Annotated in this window: 21 protein-coding genes; 1 reads left to right on the top strand and 20 read right to left on the bottom strand. The window is 54.9% G+C overall.

What is annotated here, in order from left to right; all coding sequences use genetic code 11:
- Positions 1 to 74 precede the first annotated feature (74 nt).
- The gene (locus BUE15_RS03450; protein WP_073281305.1) at positions 75 to 1,295 is read left to right on the top strand and encodes an anhydro-N-acetylmuramic acid kinase; all 1,221 of its coding nucleotides are present in this window, start codon (positions 75 to 77) and stop codon (positions 1,293 to 1,295) included.
- A 22-nt stretch (positions 1,296 to 1,317) separates the two neighbouring features.
- On the opposite strand, the gene BUE15_RS03445 is transcribed toward BUE15_RS03450, so the two are convergent.
- From BUE15_RS03445 to rplE, 20 genes are all read right to left on the bottom strand, one after another.
- Positions 1,318 to 1,794: a hypothetical protein gene (locus BUE15_RS03445; RefSeq protein ID WP_139252109.1), complete on the bottom strand. Its 477-nt coding sequence runs from the start codon at positions 1,792 to 1,794 to the stop codon at positions 1,318 to 1,320.
- Positions 1,795 to 1,841: 47 nt separating this feature from the next.
- Positions 1,842 to 2,153, bottom strand: coding sequence for an FtsB family cell division protein (locus tag BUE15_RS03440; protein WP_073281303.1), 312 nt, complete (start codon positions 2,151 to 2,153; stop codon positions 1,842 to 1,844).
- A gap of 118 nt (positions 2,154 to 2,271) precedes the next feature.
- On the bottom strand, positions 2,272 to 3,543 hold the full coding sequence (gene eno, locus BUE15_RS03435; RefSeq protein WP_073281302.1) for a phosphopyruvate hydratase: 1,272 nt from the start codon (positions 3,541 to 3,543) through the stop codon (positions 2,272 to 2,274).
- Positions 3,544 to 3,765: 222 nt separating this feature from the next.
- Positions 3,766 to 4,353: a 50S ribosomal protein L17 gene (gene rplQ / locus BUE15_RS03430; RefSeq protein WP_073281301.1), complete on the bottom strand. Its 588-nt coding sequence runs from the start codon at positions 4,351 to 4,353 to the stop codon at positions 3,766 to 3,768.
- A gap of 215 nt (positions 4,354 to 4,568) precedes the next feature.
- Positions 4,569 to 5,558 (bottom strand): DNA-directed RNA polymerase subunit alpha, encoded by a 990-nt coding sequence (locus BUE15_RS03425; protein ID WP_073281300.1) that lies wholly within the window; start codon positions 5,556 to 5,558, stop codon positions 4,569 to 4,571.
- A gap of 143 nt (positions 5,559 to 5,701) precedes the next feature.
- The gene (gene rpsD, locus BUE15_RS03420; RefSeq protein ID WP_073281299.1) at positions 5,702 to 6,307 is read right to left on the bottom strand and encodes a 30S ribosomal protein S4; all 606 of its coding nucleotides are present in this window, start codon (positions 6,305 to 6,307) and stop codon (positions 5,702 to 5,704) included.
- 125 nt (positions 6,308 to 6,432) lie between these two features.
- Positions 6,433 to 6,825 carry a 30S ribosomal protein S11 gene (gene rpsK, locus BUE15_RS03415; RefSeq protein WP_022822149.1) on the bottom strand — a complete coding sequence of 131 codons (393 nt, stop codon included), beginning with the start codon at positions 6,823 to 6,825 and terminating at the stop codon, positions 6,433 to 6,435.
- A gap of 77 nt (positions 6,826 to 6,902) precedes the next feature.
- Complete coding sequence (gene rpsM / locus BUE15_RS03410; protein WP_022822148.1) at positions 6,903 to 7,280, bottom strand: 30S ribosomal protein S13; 378 nt, start codon at positions 7,278 to 7,280, stop codon at positions 6,903 to 6,905.
- A 27-nt stretch (positions 7,281 to 7,307) separates the two neighbouring features.
- Complete coding sequence (ykgO, locus tag BUE15_RS03405) at positions 7,308 to 7,424, bottom strand: type B 50S ribosomal protein L36 (protein WP_073281298.1); 117 nt, start codon at positions 7,422 to 7,424, stop codon at positions 7,308 to 7,310.
- A 9-nt stretch (positions 7,425 to 7,433) separates the two neighbouring features.
- Entirely contained in the window at positions 7,434 to 7,652 is a 219-nt protein-coding gene (gene infA / locus BUE15_RS03400) for a translation initiation factor IF-1 (RefSeq protein WP_022822146.1), read from the bottom strand.
- 4 nt (positions 7,653 to 7,656) lie between these two features.
- A complete protein-coding gene (gene map / locus BUE15_RS03395; RefSeq protein WP_073281297.1) occupies positions 7,657 to 8,427 on the bottom strand; it encodes a type I methionyl aminopeptidase in 771 nt (256 codons plus the stop codon).
- Between the two features lie 6 nt (positions 8,428 to 8,433).
- Positions 8,434 to 9,753, bottom strand: coding sequence for a preprotein translocase subunit SecY (gene secY, locus BUE15_RS03390; protein WP_073281296.1), 1,320 nt, complete (start codon positions 9,751 to 9,753; stop codon positions 8,434 to 8,436).
- A 12-nt stretch (positions 9,754 to 9,765) separates the two neighbouring features.
- Entirely contained in the window at positions 9,766 to 10,209 is a 444-nt protein-coding gene (gene rplO / locus BUE15_RS03385) for a 50S ribosomal protein L15 (RefSeq protein WP_073281295.1), read from the bottom strand.
- A gap of 13 nt (positions 10,210 to 10,222) precedes the next feature.
- On the bottom strand, positions 10,223 to 10,402 hold the full coding sequence (gene rpmD / locus BUE15_RS03380) for a 50S ribosomal protein L30 (protein WP_073281294.1): 180 nt from the start codon (positions 10,400 to 10,402) through the stop codon (positions 10,223 to 10,225).
- Positions 10,403 to 10,408: 6 nt separating this feature from the next.
- Complete coding sequence (rpsE, locus tag BUE15_RS03375; RefSeq protein WP_244535860.1) at positions 10,409 to 11,017, bottom strand: 30S ribosomal protein S5; 609 nt, start codon at positions 11,015 to 11,017, stop codon at positions 10,409 to 10,411.
- 6 nt (positions 11,018 to 11,023) lie between these two features.
- Positions 11,024 to 11,374 (bottom strand): 50S ribosomal protein L18, encoded by a 351-nt coding sequence (gene rplR / locus BUE15_RS03370; RefSeq protein WP_044003239.1) that lies wholly within the window; start codon positions 11,372 to 11,374, stop codon positions 11,024 to 11,026.
- A 9-nt stretch (positions 11,375 to 11,383) separates the two neighbouring features.
- Positions 11,384 to 11,938, bottom strand: coding sequence for a 50S ribosomal protein L6 (gene rplF / locus BUE15_RS03365; protein ID WP_073281293.1), 555 nt, complete (start codon positions 11,936 to 11,938; stop codon positions 11,384 to 11,386).
- Positions 11,939 to 11,958: 20 nt separating this feature from the next.
- Complete coding sequence (gene rpsH, locus BUE15_RS03360; protein ID WP_073281292.1) at positions 11,959 to 12,357, bottom strand: 30S ribosomal protein S8; 399 nt, start codon at positions 12,355 to 12,357, stop codon at positions 11,959 to 11,961.
- 187 nt (positions 12,358 to 12,544) lie between these two features.
- On the bottom strand, positions 12,545 to 12,814 hold the full coding sequence (rpsN, locus tag BUE15_RS03355) for a 30S ribosomal protein S14 (RefSeq protein WP_073281291.1): 270 nt from the start codon (positions 12,812 to 12,814) through the stop codon (positions 12,545 to 12,547).
- Positions 12,814 to 13,368 carry a 50S ribosomal protein L5 gene (gene rplE / locus BUE15_RS03350; protein WP_073281290.1) on the bottom strand — a complete coding sequence of 185 codons (555 nt, stop codon included), beginning with the start codon at positions 13,366 to 13,368 and terminating at the stop codon, positions 12,814 to 12,816. Before rplE ends, rpsN begins: the two co-directional genes overlap by 1 nt.
- Position 13,369: the final 1 nt, after the last annotated feature.

Here is a 13,369-nt window from a genome sequence, read left to right as displayed (position 1 = left end):
CAGTAATAAACAGTACAAAAAATGTTTCTCTGCAGTAGCTGCTTGCGTCAGCAGTTGTAAACGGCACAAAACTCATGAACTCTTCTCTCCAGCGCCTTTACCAGATAGTTCAGCAGGCAAGTCGCCGCATCATCGGCCTTATGTCGGGCACTTCATTGGATGGGCTGGATGTAGCCCTGTGCCGCCTGCACGGGCACGGCCCGGCTACCCGGCTAGAGTTGGAGCAGTTTGCCACCGTCCCGTACGATGACGAGGTACGCCGCCGTATCCGGCAGGTGTTTGCGGGCGGTAGCACGGGCCACGTGAGCCTGGAGTATCTGACGCTGCTCAATCCCTGGATAGGCCGGCTGCACGCCGATATGGTGCTGGACTGCCTGCGCCACTGGCAGGTAGCTCCCGCCGACGTAGACCTGGTCGCCAGCCACGGCCAGACCGTGTATCATGCGCCCGCCCACCAGCACCAGCATCCCGACTTCCTGGGCCAGAATGCTACCCTGCAGCTCGGCGACGGCGACCAGTTGGCCGTGCGCACCGGCATCATCACCCTCAGCGACTTCCGCCAGAAGCACATTGCGGCCGGCGGTGAAGGCGCCCCCTTGGCTGCCTACGGCGACTACCTGCTGCTTAGCAGCCCCGATGAAGAACGGCTCCTGCTCAATCTTGGTGGTATTGCCAACTTCACCTACTTGCCCCGCGCCGGGCAAGCCAGCAATGCCGCCTTCAGCACCGATACCGGCCCCGGCAACACCCTGCTGGATGCCACAGTCCGTACGCACTTCCCTGGGCTGCCCTACGACGAAGATGGCCGCCTGGCCGCTGCCGGCACCGTATCCGAGCCGTTGCTGCACGCGCTACTGGACCATCCGTTTTTTGCGGCTTCGTTGCCCAAAACTACTGGCCCGGAGTTGTTCGGTGCGGCTTATCTGCAGCAAGCCCAGGAGAGCAGCGCCACCCAAATGCTCGGCCCGGAAGATCTGCTGGCTACTTTGGCCCAGCTGAGCGCCAGAGGCGTAGCGCAGGCGGTTCGGCAGGCTTTTGGGCCAAATGCTGAGCTAGCCGTGTACATGAGTGGCGGTGGAGCACACAACCCGGCGTTGCGAAACGCTTTGCAACAGCAGCTGCCTGGTTGCCGCTTCGCCACCACCGAAGTATTAGGTGTGCAGCCCGATGCCAAGGAAGCCATCCTGTTTGCCGTGCTGGCCAATGAAGCCGTAGCAGGACAGCCGGTTTCAATCGGGGCCGGACGGCAACGCGTACCGGCCGTGAGCATGGGCAAGATTTCGTGGCCCGATTAAGCCAGACCGGTCGGCACTAAGCCTATTTCGCGGCCTGAGGCGCCGGCACCAATCCAAAGCTCAGGATCTGCCGGGCGGTACTGTCGCGGAACGTTACGTCTAGTTGAACCTGCGGACGGGCGGCCAGCGTGTCGCTGCGGAACATAAAGGCCACGAACGAACGAGTCGTGGCGTTGTCGCTGATGCGGTAGCCCAGCTTATACAGGTCGATGGTGCGCTGGCGCTGCTGCCCCTGCCGGTACAGCGGCTCGGCAGCAGCCTGAAACCGTGCCAGCGGCACCGCAGCGCTTATTTCAGGAGCCAGAAAGCCATACGCTGCCGAATAATTGCCGGCCAGCACGGCCAGCAGAAACTGGCGGGCCACCTGCACCTGGGAAGGCGGCTTCTGAAACGCACCGCCCTGCAGCGGCACGCTCAGGCTCAGCACCACCAGCAGAAGCAGCCGGCACATAGCAGAAGCAAGAAACGAGGAGTGCCCGAAGGCTCGCAGTGGAGGCATAGCCTGCTTACGGCAAATTCAACGCCACAGTGCAGCCGCCCACCGCTTTACTTCTGCTGCGGCACCAGTACAAATACGTCCTCGCCCGGCCGCTTCATAATATATTTCTCACGGGCAAACTTCTCCAGCAACTCAGGGCTGCTCAGCAGTTCGGCCCGCTCCCGTTTCACCAGCTCAATATTGTCGAGGTAGTACTGCTTCTCGGTTTTGAGCTCTTGCCACTTCGCATACATATCGTACTGCTTCACAAAGTCGTTGGCATCGAACAGAAACATCCAGACCAGAAACCCCATTCCGGTATAGAAATAGAAGCTGCGCAGAAAGGCCGGCACACGGGTGGTCAGGTCGGTGAGTTGCATAGTCAAAGATAGGAATGTAGCGCAAGCCGCCGCCACACCGTCTATGCTTTCGTTTATTCCAGCAAAAAAGGCCACCTCATCTGTCATGAGGTGGCCTTTCGCAGCTAGCAGCAGGGTGCTACATCTTTTTGCCGGGGAAATAGGCTACTTCGCCCAGCTCTTCCTCGATGCGCAGCAGCTGGTTGTACTTCGACATCCGGTCGGAGCGCGAGGCCGAACCGGTTTTGATCTGGCCGGTGTTCAGGGCCACGGCCAGGTCGGCAATGGTATTGTCCTCGGTTTCGCCCGAGCGGTGGCTCATAATGCTCTTGTAGCCGTTGCGGCGGCCCAGGTTGATGGCATCAATGGTTTCGGTGAGCGTACCAATCTGGTTTACCTTGATGAGAATGGCGTTGGCAATCTGCTCATCAATGCCGCGCTGCAGACGGTTCACGTTGGTCACGAACAGGTCGTCGCCTACCAGTTGGGTAGTGCTGCCGATGCTGTCGGTGAGGCTTTTCCAGCCGCTCCAGTCGTCCTCGTCCATGCCATCCTCAATGCTGATGATAGGATACTTCTTGGTCCAGTCGGTCCAGTAGCTCACCATTTCCGAAGACGTCAGCTTGTCTCCGGTGCTTTTCTTGAAGTGGTAATGGCCATCCGAGTAGAACTCCGATGCGGCGGCGTCCATGGCAATCATCACGTCGTCGCCGGGCTTGTAGCCAGCAGCCTCAATGGCCTGCAACACTACCTTGATGGCGTCTTCGTTGGATTTGATGTTGGGCGCAAATCCGCCCTCGTCGCCTACGTTGGTGCTCAAGCCTTGCTTTTTGAGCACGTTTTTGAGGTGATGGAAAATCTCGGTGCCCCAGCGCAGCGCCTCCGAAAACGAAGGAGCCCCAACCGGCATAATCATGAACTCTTGGAAGTCGATGCTGTTGTCGGCGTGCGAGCCGCCGTTCAGGATGTTCATCATCGGCACGGGCAACGTGGTAGCGTTTACGCCGCCCACGTAGCGGTAGAGCGGCATGCCGGCTTCCTGCGCTGCGGCGCGGGCAATGGCCAGCGAAGCCCCCAGAATAGCGTTGGCGCCGAGGTTAGCCTTGTTAGGCGTACCGTCCAGCTCCAGCATAATCTTGTCGAGCAGCCCCTGCTCGAACACCGAGAAGCCAATCAGCTCCTCGGCAATCTTGCTGTTCACGTTTTCTACCGCTTTCAGCACGCCTTTGCCCATGTACTTGCCTTTGTCTTCGTCGCGCAGCTCCACGGCTTCGTGCTTGCCGGTGCTGGCACCAGAAGGCACGGCAGCGCGGCCCACAGTACCACTGTCGGTGGTCACGTCCACTTCTACAGTCGGATTGCCGCGCGAATCGAAAATCTGACGGGCATGGATTTCGGTGATAATGCTCATAAGGAGGAGTATGGGGTTGAACAGAACTCGGATTCAGGCAATGCTCAGTCCTGAGCATTGCGCCGCAAGGTAAATATTAGCCCTGACCTTTGCAGCCTCTGGCTGAATGCAGCCGCCAGCGCGCCCTTCTGTAAGCCAGCCTACGGCCGGGCTGAAACGCAAAAAGGGACGTACCTCGCGGCACGTCCCTTTTCAGGTATTCTATGAGCGTAGCTCACGAAACTACTCAGCGGCTTTCTCCTCGCGGGTCTCGCCGTCTTTCAGCGTTTCGGTAGCCGTATCTTCCGGAGCCGATACTTCGGTAGTGGCAGCGGCCGGAGCCTCAGCAACTACTTCCGCCGACGATTGGCCTTCACCGGCCGAAGCTTTCTTGGCACCACCGCTCCGGCGCGAACGACGAGTAGTGGTAGCTTTGGCTTCACCAGCCGTCTTGGCTTCGAGCAGGGTTTCGTTGTAATCCACCAGCTCAATGATGCACAGCTCAGCGTTGTCGCCCAGACGGCCGTCGCTCAGCTTGATGATGCGGGTGTAACCACCGGGACGGCCAGCAATTTTAGCGGCTACGTCACCGAACAGTTCTTTCAGGACTTCTTTGTTTTCCAGTACCGAGAACACCAGACGGCGCGAGTGCGTCGTGTCGTTCTTGGATTTGGTCAGCAGGGGCTCTACAAATTTGCGCAGTGCTTTTGCTTTGGCAACCGTGGTCGAGATACGCTTGTGCAGAATCAGTGACGAAGCCATGTTCGCGAGCATGGCATTGCGGTGCGAGGCCGTGCGGCCGAGGTGGTTGATGGTTTTACCGTGACGCATAAAAAAGAAAATGTGTGAGCTTGCGGACGACGACCACGGCGGAAAACAGATTAGTACGCTGTCTTCTCATTAGAACCGTTGTCCCTTCGGGCTCACTGGTTATGAAAGTGAGAAATGGAGTGCAAAGGTATGCAATATACCCGCACAAAAAATGTGCTGAGCGAAGGTTTGCGGCAGCAGCCACAATTCCTTACTCAGCACATTCTCAGGCTAGCTTATTCTTCGTCGAGCTTGTACTTGCTCAGGTCCATACCGAAGTTCAGACCTTTTTCCTCTACGAGGTTTTCCAGCTCCGTCAACGACTTCTTACCGAAGTTGCGGAACTTCATCATGTCAGCCATGTCCAGCTGCACCAGGTCACCGAGGGTTTTGATGTCGGCTGCCTTGAGGCAGTTGTACGCACGAACGCTCAGGTCCATGTCCGCCAGCGGCGTTTTCAGGACTTTGCGCATGTGCAGCGTCTCTTCATCTACCGTCTCCTCTTCTTCAGCCTTGGCCGTTTCGAAGGTCATGGTGCTGTCCGAGAACAACATGAAGTGCTGAATCAGGATGTTAGCGGCACCTTTCAAGGCCTCCTCCGGGTGGATAGAACCGTCCGTGTGAATCTCGATGAGGAGCTTCTCATAATCGGTTTTTTGCTCTACCCGGGTGTTTTCGATGCTATACTTCACGTTTTTGATGGGCGTGAAGATGGCATCAATAGCAATCTGACCGAACACTTGGTCAGCCGGCTTGTTTTCCTCAGCCGGAACGTAGCCACGGCCTTTCTGGATCGTGAATTCGAACTCCAGTTCAACAGCGGCGTCCACGTGGCAAATCACCAGATCCGGGTTCAGCACCTGGAAGCCGTTGGTGAACTTGCTGATGTCGCCGGCCGTGAAGGTTTCCTGGCCTTTGATGCGCACCGTGATTTTGTCCTCGATGGCGTCGCTCACCTTTTTGAAGCGAACCTGCTTCAGGTTGAGGATGATTTCGGACATGTCCTCAATCACACCTTCGATGGTCATGAACTCGTGCAGTACGCTGCTGGTGCGAACCGACGTGATGGCATAGCCCTCCAGCGACGACAGCAGGATGCGGCGCAGAGCGTTGCCGATCGTGACGCCGTAGCCTTTCTCCAGCGGTTTAAATTCAAACGTTCCGTAAAAGTCGTCGGATTTCTCCATCACAACCTTCTCCGGCATTTGAAAAGCTAAGATTGACATAAGTGGGGCGGTTTTTAGTATTGAGTAATGGGTAGTGAGTAAAAAGACCTCTCAGAGTGTCTTAAAACCCATTACCCAATACCTGAATCCTTTTGAAAAGTCGAAGCAGAAGAACGGCCCGGGCGTCCGGGCCGTTCCTGTTATTACTTCGAGTAAAGCTCGACGATGAGCTGCTCCGTGATTTTCTCCGGAATCAGGTCACGCGAGGGGGCGCTGATGAATTTGCCCACCATGTCTTTGCCGTCCCACTCCAGCCACGAGAAGGCACGCGCGTTGCGGGCGCTCAGGCTCGTGGTAATAGCTTCCAGCGACTTCGACTTTTCACGTACGGCCACAACGTCGCCAGCACGGAGTTTGTACGAAGCAATGTTTACTACGTCACCGTTCACGGTGATGTGCTTGTGCAGAACGAGCTGACGAGCAGCACGGCGCGTCGGAGCAATGCCCAGACGGTATACCGTGTTGTCGAGGCGCGACTCCAGCAAAGCCAGCAGGTTGTCGCCAGTGATGCCGGGCAGCGTAGCCGCTTTGTGGAACAGGTTCTCGAACTGCTTCTCCAGTACGCCGTACATGTACTTCACTTTCTGCTTCTCCATCAGCTGGACAGCGTACTCGCTCTGCTTCTTACGACGGCCACGGCCGTGCTGACCGGGGGGATATGCTTTTTTGGTGAGTGCCTTGCTTGGGCCGAAAATCGGCTCATTGAAGCGACGGGCAATCTTGGTTTTAGGACCAGTATAACGTGCCATTTCGGGGTTGTTGAGTGTTGAGGGGGTTGAACCGCGCGTGTCGGGCTCCGGAGGCGCACCTTGCAGGGGTGAAAAGGCGCATCAGAAACCCGACACCTGTGGCCTAAAAAGGCCTGTTCAATAAACTAAACGCGACGACGTTTGGGGGGACGGCAGCCGTTGTGGGGCAGCGGCGTCACGTCCTTGATGGTCGTTACCTCAATACCCACGTTACCCAGCGTACGAATAGCCGACTCGCGGCCAGCGCCCGGGCCCTTCACGAACACCTCAGCCTTACGCATACCCAGGTCATGAGCTACTTTACCGCAGTCGGTAGCAGCCATCTGAGCAGCGTAGGGGGTATTCTTCTTGGAACCGCGGAAACCCATCTTACCAGCCGAAGCCCAGGAAATAACCTGGCCATTGTTGTTGGTGATGGAGATAATGATGTTGTTGAACGAGGCCTTGATGTGAACCTGGCCTACCGGCTCGACAACGACAACGCGCTTTTTGGCTTTGTCTTTTCTTTTTTGTGCCATTTGGTTATCGCAAAAATGCGGAAGGTGTTGTTGCCTGCCCCGAACTGATCAGAGCAGGCAACGATTCCCGCTACGTGTTATTTAGTAGCCTTTTTCTTGCCAGCAACGGTCTTGCGCTTGCCCTTACGGGTGCGCGAGTTGTTCTTGGTACGCTGACCACGAACCGGCAGACCTTTGCGGTGACGCAGACCACGGTAGCAACCGATGTCCATCAGGCGCTTGATGTTCAGCTGCACTTCTGAGCGCAGCACACCTTCGGTCTTGAACTCAGCGGCAATCACGCCGCGGATTTCGCCGGCTTCTGCTTCAGTCCAATCTTTCACCTTCTTGTTCAGGTCAACGCCTGCTTTGGTGAGGATCTGCTGAGCAGACGGACGGCCAATGCCGAAAATGTAGGTCAGCGCGATTTCACCGCGCTTGTTGTCTGGGATATCTACCCCTGCAATACGAGCCATGTGCTTTTTTAAAAAAGTCTGGTGCTACTACCCCTGACGCTGCTTGAAGCGCGGGTTCTTTTTGTTGATGACGTAGAGTTTGCCATTGCGGCGGACGATTTTGCAATCGACACTACGCTTTTTGATTGACGCTTTGACTTTCATGTCGTCGGGTTATTTGTAACGGTACACAATTCGTCCCTTCGACAGATCGTAGGGCGACATTTCCAGCTTAACCTTATCTCCCGGCAGAATTTTGATGTAGTGCATCCGCATCTTGCCCGAGATGTGGGCAATCAGTTGGTGACCGTTCTCCAGCTCCACTCGGAACATGGCGTTGGAAAGGGCTTCCAGGATGACTCCGTCCTGCTCAATGGAAGTTTGTTTGGCCATAAGGCTACTGTAAGGCTTTTTCTATGTATTCGAAGGAGGTGAGTATTTCCGCCTTGTCTTTTCGTACTACTACTGTATGCTCAAAATGAGCGGAAGGCTTGAAGTCCTTGGTCCGGATAGTCCAACCATCCTTCTCCTGGACTACACTCTTGGTTCCCAAGTTTACCATCGGTTCGATGGCAAGCGTGAGGCCCGTCTGCAGCTTAAGGCCCGATCCACGTTTACCGTAGTTCGGTACTTCCGGCCGCTCGTGCAGCTTCTTACCAATTCCATGGCCGACTAGTTCCCGAACCACTCCGTACCCCTGTTTTTCAACATGAGACTGAATAGCGAAACCAATGTCGCCCATCCGGTTGCCAGCCACTGCCTGCTCGATACCGAGATACAATGACTTTTTGGTTTCGTCAAGTAGCGCCAGAATTTCCGAAGCTACCTCCCCTACCGGGTAAGTGTAAGCGCTGTCTGCGTGGTAACCATTCAGAAGAACTCCACAATCTACCGAAACAATGTCTCCGCTCTTCAGCGTGTAATCGCCCGGAAAACCATGCACCACCACTGAGTTAGGGGAAATGCAGAGGCTGTATTCGAATCCGTTATAGCCTTTGAAGGAAGGTTGTCCGCCATGGTCCCGGATGAATTCCTCCGCGCGCTGATCCAGCTCTCGCGTTGTAACGCCTTCCCGTATCATGCCAGCGACTTCGCCGTGGGCCTGAGCCAGTACTTTCGCACTGGCCCTCATGAATTCGATTTCCTCCTCAGTTTTATAGACAATCATGGTTATTTACGAAGCCATAGCAATGTTCTGCGAACGGCCACGCACTTTACCGGTTTTCATCATGCCATCATAATGGCGCATTAGCAAGTAGCTTTCTACCTGGTTCAGCGTATCCAGAACCACGCCCACCATGATGATGAGTGAAGTACCACCATAGAAAGCCGAGAATGGACGAGTTACGCCACCCAGCAGAGCGAGGGCAGGGAAAATAGCAATCAGAGCGAGAGCCAAGGCACCAGGCAACGTAATGCGAGTCAGGATTTCATCAATGTGCTCCGACGTATCCCGGCCTGGCTTTACACCAGGAACGAAACCACCACTACGTTTCAGGTCATCCGCAATCTGATTGGGATTAACACTGATAGCTGTGTAAAAGTACGTGAAGACAATAATGAGTGTAGCAAACACCACGTTATACTGCCACGAAGTATAGTCCGAAAACTTTACGCCTATGTAGCTCGCCAGGTCGCTGTCATTCTGCCAAACAGAAGCAACGATGGCCGGAACGAACATCAGCGACTGGGCGAAAATGATTGGCATAACCCCAGCCGCATTCACCTTCATCGGGATGAACTGGCGCTGCGCATTCAACTGAGCGGTGCTACCTACCTGCTTGGCATACTGCACCGGAATCCGGCGAACAGCCTGAGTGAGCACAATAACGGCCATTACAACTAGGAACAGCACTACCAGCTCAATCAGGAAAATCAGCGAGCCACGCATACCTTTCGCAGCGGCCTCACCAATGATTGCGCCGGGCAGACGCGAGACAATTCCAATCATGATGATCATGGAAATGCCATTGCCAATGCCTTTGTCCGTGATTTTCTCACCGAGCCACATGCAGAATAGCGTGCCGGCTGTGATGATGAGCATGGTCGAAATCGTAAAGAACGTCCCAGGCTCCAGTATTGCGTCGGCACTGATAGTGGCGATGAAGCCGACTGACTGGGCCATCACAATCGGAATTGTGAGGATACGCGTATACTGGTTGATTTTCTTACGACCGGACTCGCCTTCTTTCTGCAGTTTCTGGAAGTATGGCACTGCTATCGTGAGCAGTTGCAATACAATAGAAGCTGAGATATACGGCATGATACCTAGCGCGAAGATGGAAGCATTGCTGAACGCGCCGCCAAGCAGCGTATCCAGAATGCCAAACACCCCCGATGCTTCGCCGCTTTTCAGGCGCGTAGCATCGACGCCCGGCAGCACCACGAAAGACCCCAACCGGTAGATGGCAATGAAAAAAAGCGTATTGAAGATCCGCATACGCAGATCTTCAATCGCAAAAATATTCTTTATCGTTTCGATAAACTTTTTCATCGCCACAGATACTTACAGCGTCACGGCTTTGCCACCGGCTTTCTCGATAGCTTCAACAGCTGATTTGGAGAAGGCATGGGCATGAATTTCCAGAGCCTTGGTGATTTCACCACGGCCCAGAACTTTGATCTTAGCGCTTTTCGAAGCCAGACCAGCATTCACGAAGAATGCATTGTCCAAGGTCGTTACACCACCTTCGGTCAGAGCAGCCAGCACGTCCAGATTGACGGCTTTGTACTCCACACGGTTGATGTTTTTGAAACCGAACTTCGGTACACGGCGCTGCAGCGGCATTTGGCCACCTTCAAAGCCCGACTTTTTAGAGTAACCCGAACGGGACTTGGCACCTTTGTGGCCACGCGTAGAAGTGCCGCCACGGCCAGAACCTGTACCGCGGCCAATCCGCTTCTCATTGCGGGTAGCGCCTACGGCAGGTTTGAGATTGCTGAGATTCATTTTCGGGAGATTCCTAGAGTTCGGTTACTTCCAACAGGTGCTTCACGGCATTCACCATACCAGCTACCTGGGGGGTGTTTTCCACAGCTTTGCTGCTGCCGATTTTGCCAAGGCCCAGGGCCTTTACAGTGCGCTTCTGACGCTCGGGGCGGTCAATAACGCTCTTGACGAGTTTAATTTGGATCTGCGCCATCGTCTCTTAACCGTTAAAAACTTGAGCGAGGGTGATACCACGAGCCTGTGCAATCTGCATCGGGTCGCGCATTTTCAGCAGCGCGTCGAAAGTTGCCTTTACTACGTTGTGGGGGTTCGAAGAACCCTTCGACTTAGCCAGTACGTCTTTGATGCCAGCGCTTTCGAACACGGCACGCATAGCGCCGCCTGCAATTACACCCGTACCAGCGGCAGCCGGCTGAACCAGCACAAAACCACCTGAGTACTTGCCTTCCATGATGTGCGGAACCGTGTGCTTGTACAGCGGAACTTTCACCAGGTTTTTCTTCGCGTCGTCAATGCCTTTGGCAATGGCGTCTGTTACTTCGTTGGCTTTGCCGAGGCCGTAGCCTACAGTGCCGTTGCCGTCACCTACCACTACGATAGCCGAGAAGCTGAAGCGACGACCGCCTTTTACTACTTTGGCTACGCGGTTGATAGCAACCACTTTCTCTTTCAGATCAGAGTCGCCAGTGCGCGACTCTTCTTTACGGTCGTTGCCGCCGCGACGGTCATTGCCACCACCACGACGGTCATTGCCACCGCCACGGTTGTCGCCGCTGCCACCACGTGGGCCGTTGTTAAATTCTGCCATGATGATTTAGAAATTGAGGCCGCCTTCGCGGGCTCCTTCTGCCAATGATTTTACGCGGCCGTGGTAGAGGTAACCGGAACGGTCAAATACCACTTTCGAAATTCCTTTTCCTGTAGCACGGGCAGCAAGTTCTTTGCCGACTGCGGCAGCGAGGGCGACTCCGTTGCCCCCTTCCACCGAAACGTGCTTTGAGGAAGCAGACGCCAACGTGTGACCAGTCGTGTCGTCAATAATCTGGGCATAGATACCCGTATTGCTGCGGAACACCGACAGACGCGGACGCTCGGACGTGCCAGCCACCTTGGTGCGGATGATGCGCTGGATCCGTTTTCTTCTAGTTGCTTTATCGAAAGCCATGGTGTGATGTTATTTCGAAGCCGTTTTACCAGCCTTACGACGAATCTGCTCACCCACGAAGCGCACGCCTTTGCCTTTATAGGGCTCAACTTTGCGCAACGAGCGAATCTTAGCGGCTACTTGGCCCAGCAGTTGCTTATCAATGCTGGTCAGCGTAACGATAGGGTTTTTACCTTTTTCCGTTACAGCCGTAGCCGTTACTTCCTTCGGCAAAGCCAGGAAGATATTGTGCGAGTAGCCCAGCGACAATTCGAGCGTAGTTCCAGCCATGGCGGCTTTGTAACCTACACCCACCAGCTCCAGCTTCTCCTCCAGACCGTTGCTAACGCCGTTCACAGCGTTGTTCAACAGGGAGCGGTAGAGGCCGTGCATGGCTTTATGACGCTTTTGCTCAGTCGGACGCGTTACCACCAGCTGACCGTCTTCGGTAGCTACGGTAATGTCGCGGTCCACTGGAACCGTCAGGGTGCCTTTCGGGCCCTTCACGGTTACCGTGTTTTCGTTGCTCACTTCAATCTGCACGTTAGCGGGCAGGCTGATGGGCAGTTTACCAATGCGTGACATAGTCTCGGTTTCCTTTCAGATTAGTAGACGTAGCACAGCACTTCGCCGCCCACGTTTTCGGCTTTCGCCTCTTTCTCCGTCATCACCCCTTTCGAAGTCGACAGGATGGCAACACCCAGACCACTCAGTACGCGGGGCAGGTTCTCTACGTGAGCATACTGGCGCAAACCTGGCGTGCTTACACGCTCCAGTTTGGTAATAGCAGGCTGTTTCGTAACCGGGTTGTACTTGAGCGCAATCTTAATCGTGCCCTGTACAGCGGCATCATCAAAACGGTAGCTCTGAATGTAGCCCTTTTTGTAGAGCACCTTCGTGATTTCCTTTTTGATGTTGCTGGCCGGAATTTCCACTACCCGGTGATTTGCCTTGATGGCATTGCGTACCCGGGTCAGGTAGTCAGCAATTGGATCTGTGTTCATGTGACTTAGTAAAAGCGCCACCCTTTTTTAGGGAGCCGCAAAGATATGAAAATTTCGCCGCCACAGAAATGCGGCAGCGAAATTTTCGATTAAGACTTCTTGACTCGAATGCGGCCAATGGTTTCTCTCGGCAACCTGCCAAGTAGTGTTGCCAACGTTGGCCGAAGCCAACTGGCAACCAGTCGAACTACCAGCTCGACTTCGTTACGCCGGGGATTTTGCCAGCCAACGCCATTTCGCGGAAACGTACACGGCTGATGCCGAACTTACGCATGTAACCACGGGGGCGGCCGTCAATCATGTCCCGGTTGTGAAGGCGTACGGGCGAAGCGTCACGGGGAAGCTTGTCCAGACCTTCGTAGTCGCCGGCGGCTTTCAGCGCTTTGCGCTTTTCAGCATAGCGGGCAACCGTAGCGATGCGCTTGCGCGCTCTTGCTTTAGCGGATTCCTTAGCCATTAGTTTTGTTTCTTGGCGTTAGCGAACGGCATACCGAAAGCCTTGAGGAGCTCGTAGCTCTGCTCATCGTTTTCGGCCGTTGTTACGAAGGTAATGTCCATACCCGATATCGACTTGATTTTGTCAATCGAAATTTCGGGGAAGATGATTTGCTCCTTAACGCCCAGGGTATAGTTACCACGGCCGTCAAAGCCCTTATCGTTGATGCCTTTGAAGTCACGAACACGGGGCAGAGCAATCGTCAGCAGACGGTCCATGAACTCGTACATCCGCTCACCACGCAGGGTAACGCGGGCGCCGATGGGCATGCCCTCACGCAGTTTGAAGTTCGACACCGAACGCTTGGCGATGGTAGCAACAGCTTTCTGACCAGCAATGGTCGTCAGCTCGTCCACACCGTTATCAACCAGCTTCTTGTCGGCTACTGCCGCTCCGATGCCGCGGTTGATGCAGATCTTGGTGATGCGTGGTACCTGCATGATGCTCTCGAACTGGAATTTCTCCTGGAGCGCCGGTACTACTTCTTTTTTATATTTCTCTTTGAGTCGAGCCATT

Source organism: Hymenobacter psychrotolerans DSM 18569, assembly GCF_900142395.1.
GTDB classification, from domain to species: Bacteria; Bacteroidota; Bacteroidia; order Cytophagales; family Hymenobacteraceae; genus Hymenobacter; species Hymenobacter psychrotolerans.
The sequence above is the reverse complement of the archived record's forward strand: the minus strand, read 5'-3'. Positions and strand labels throughout refer to the sequence as shown.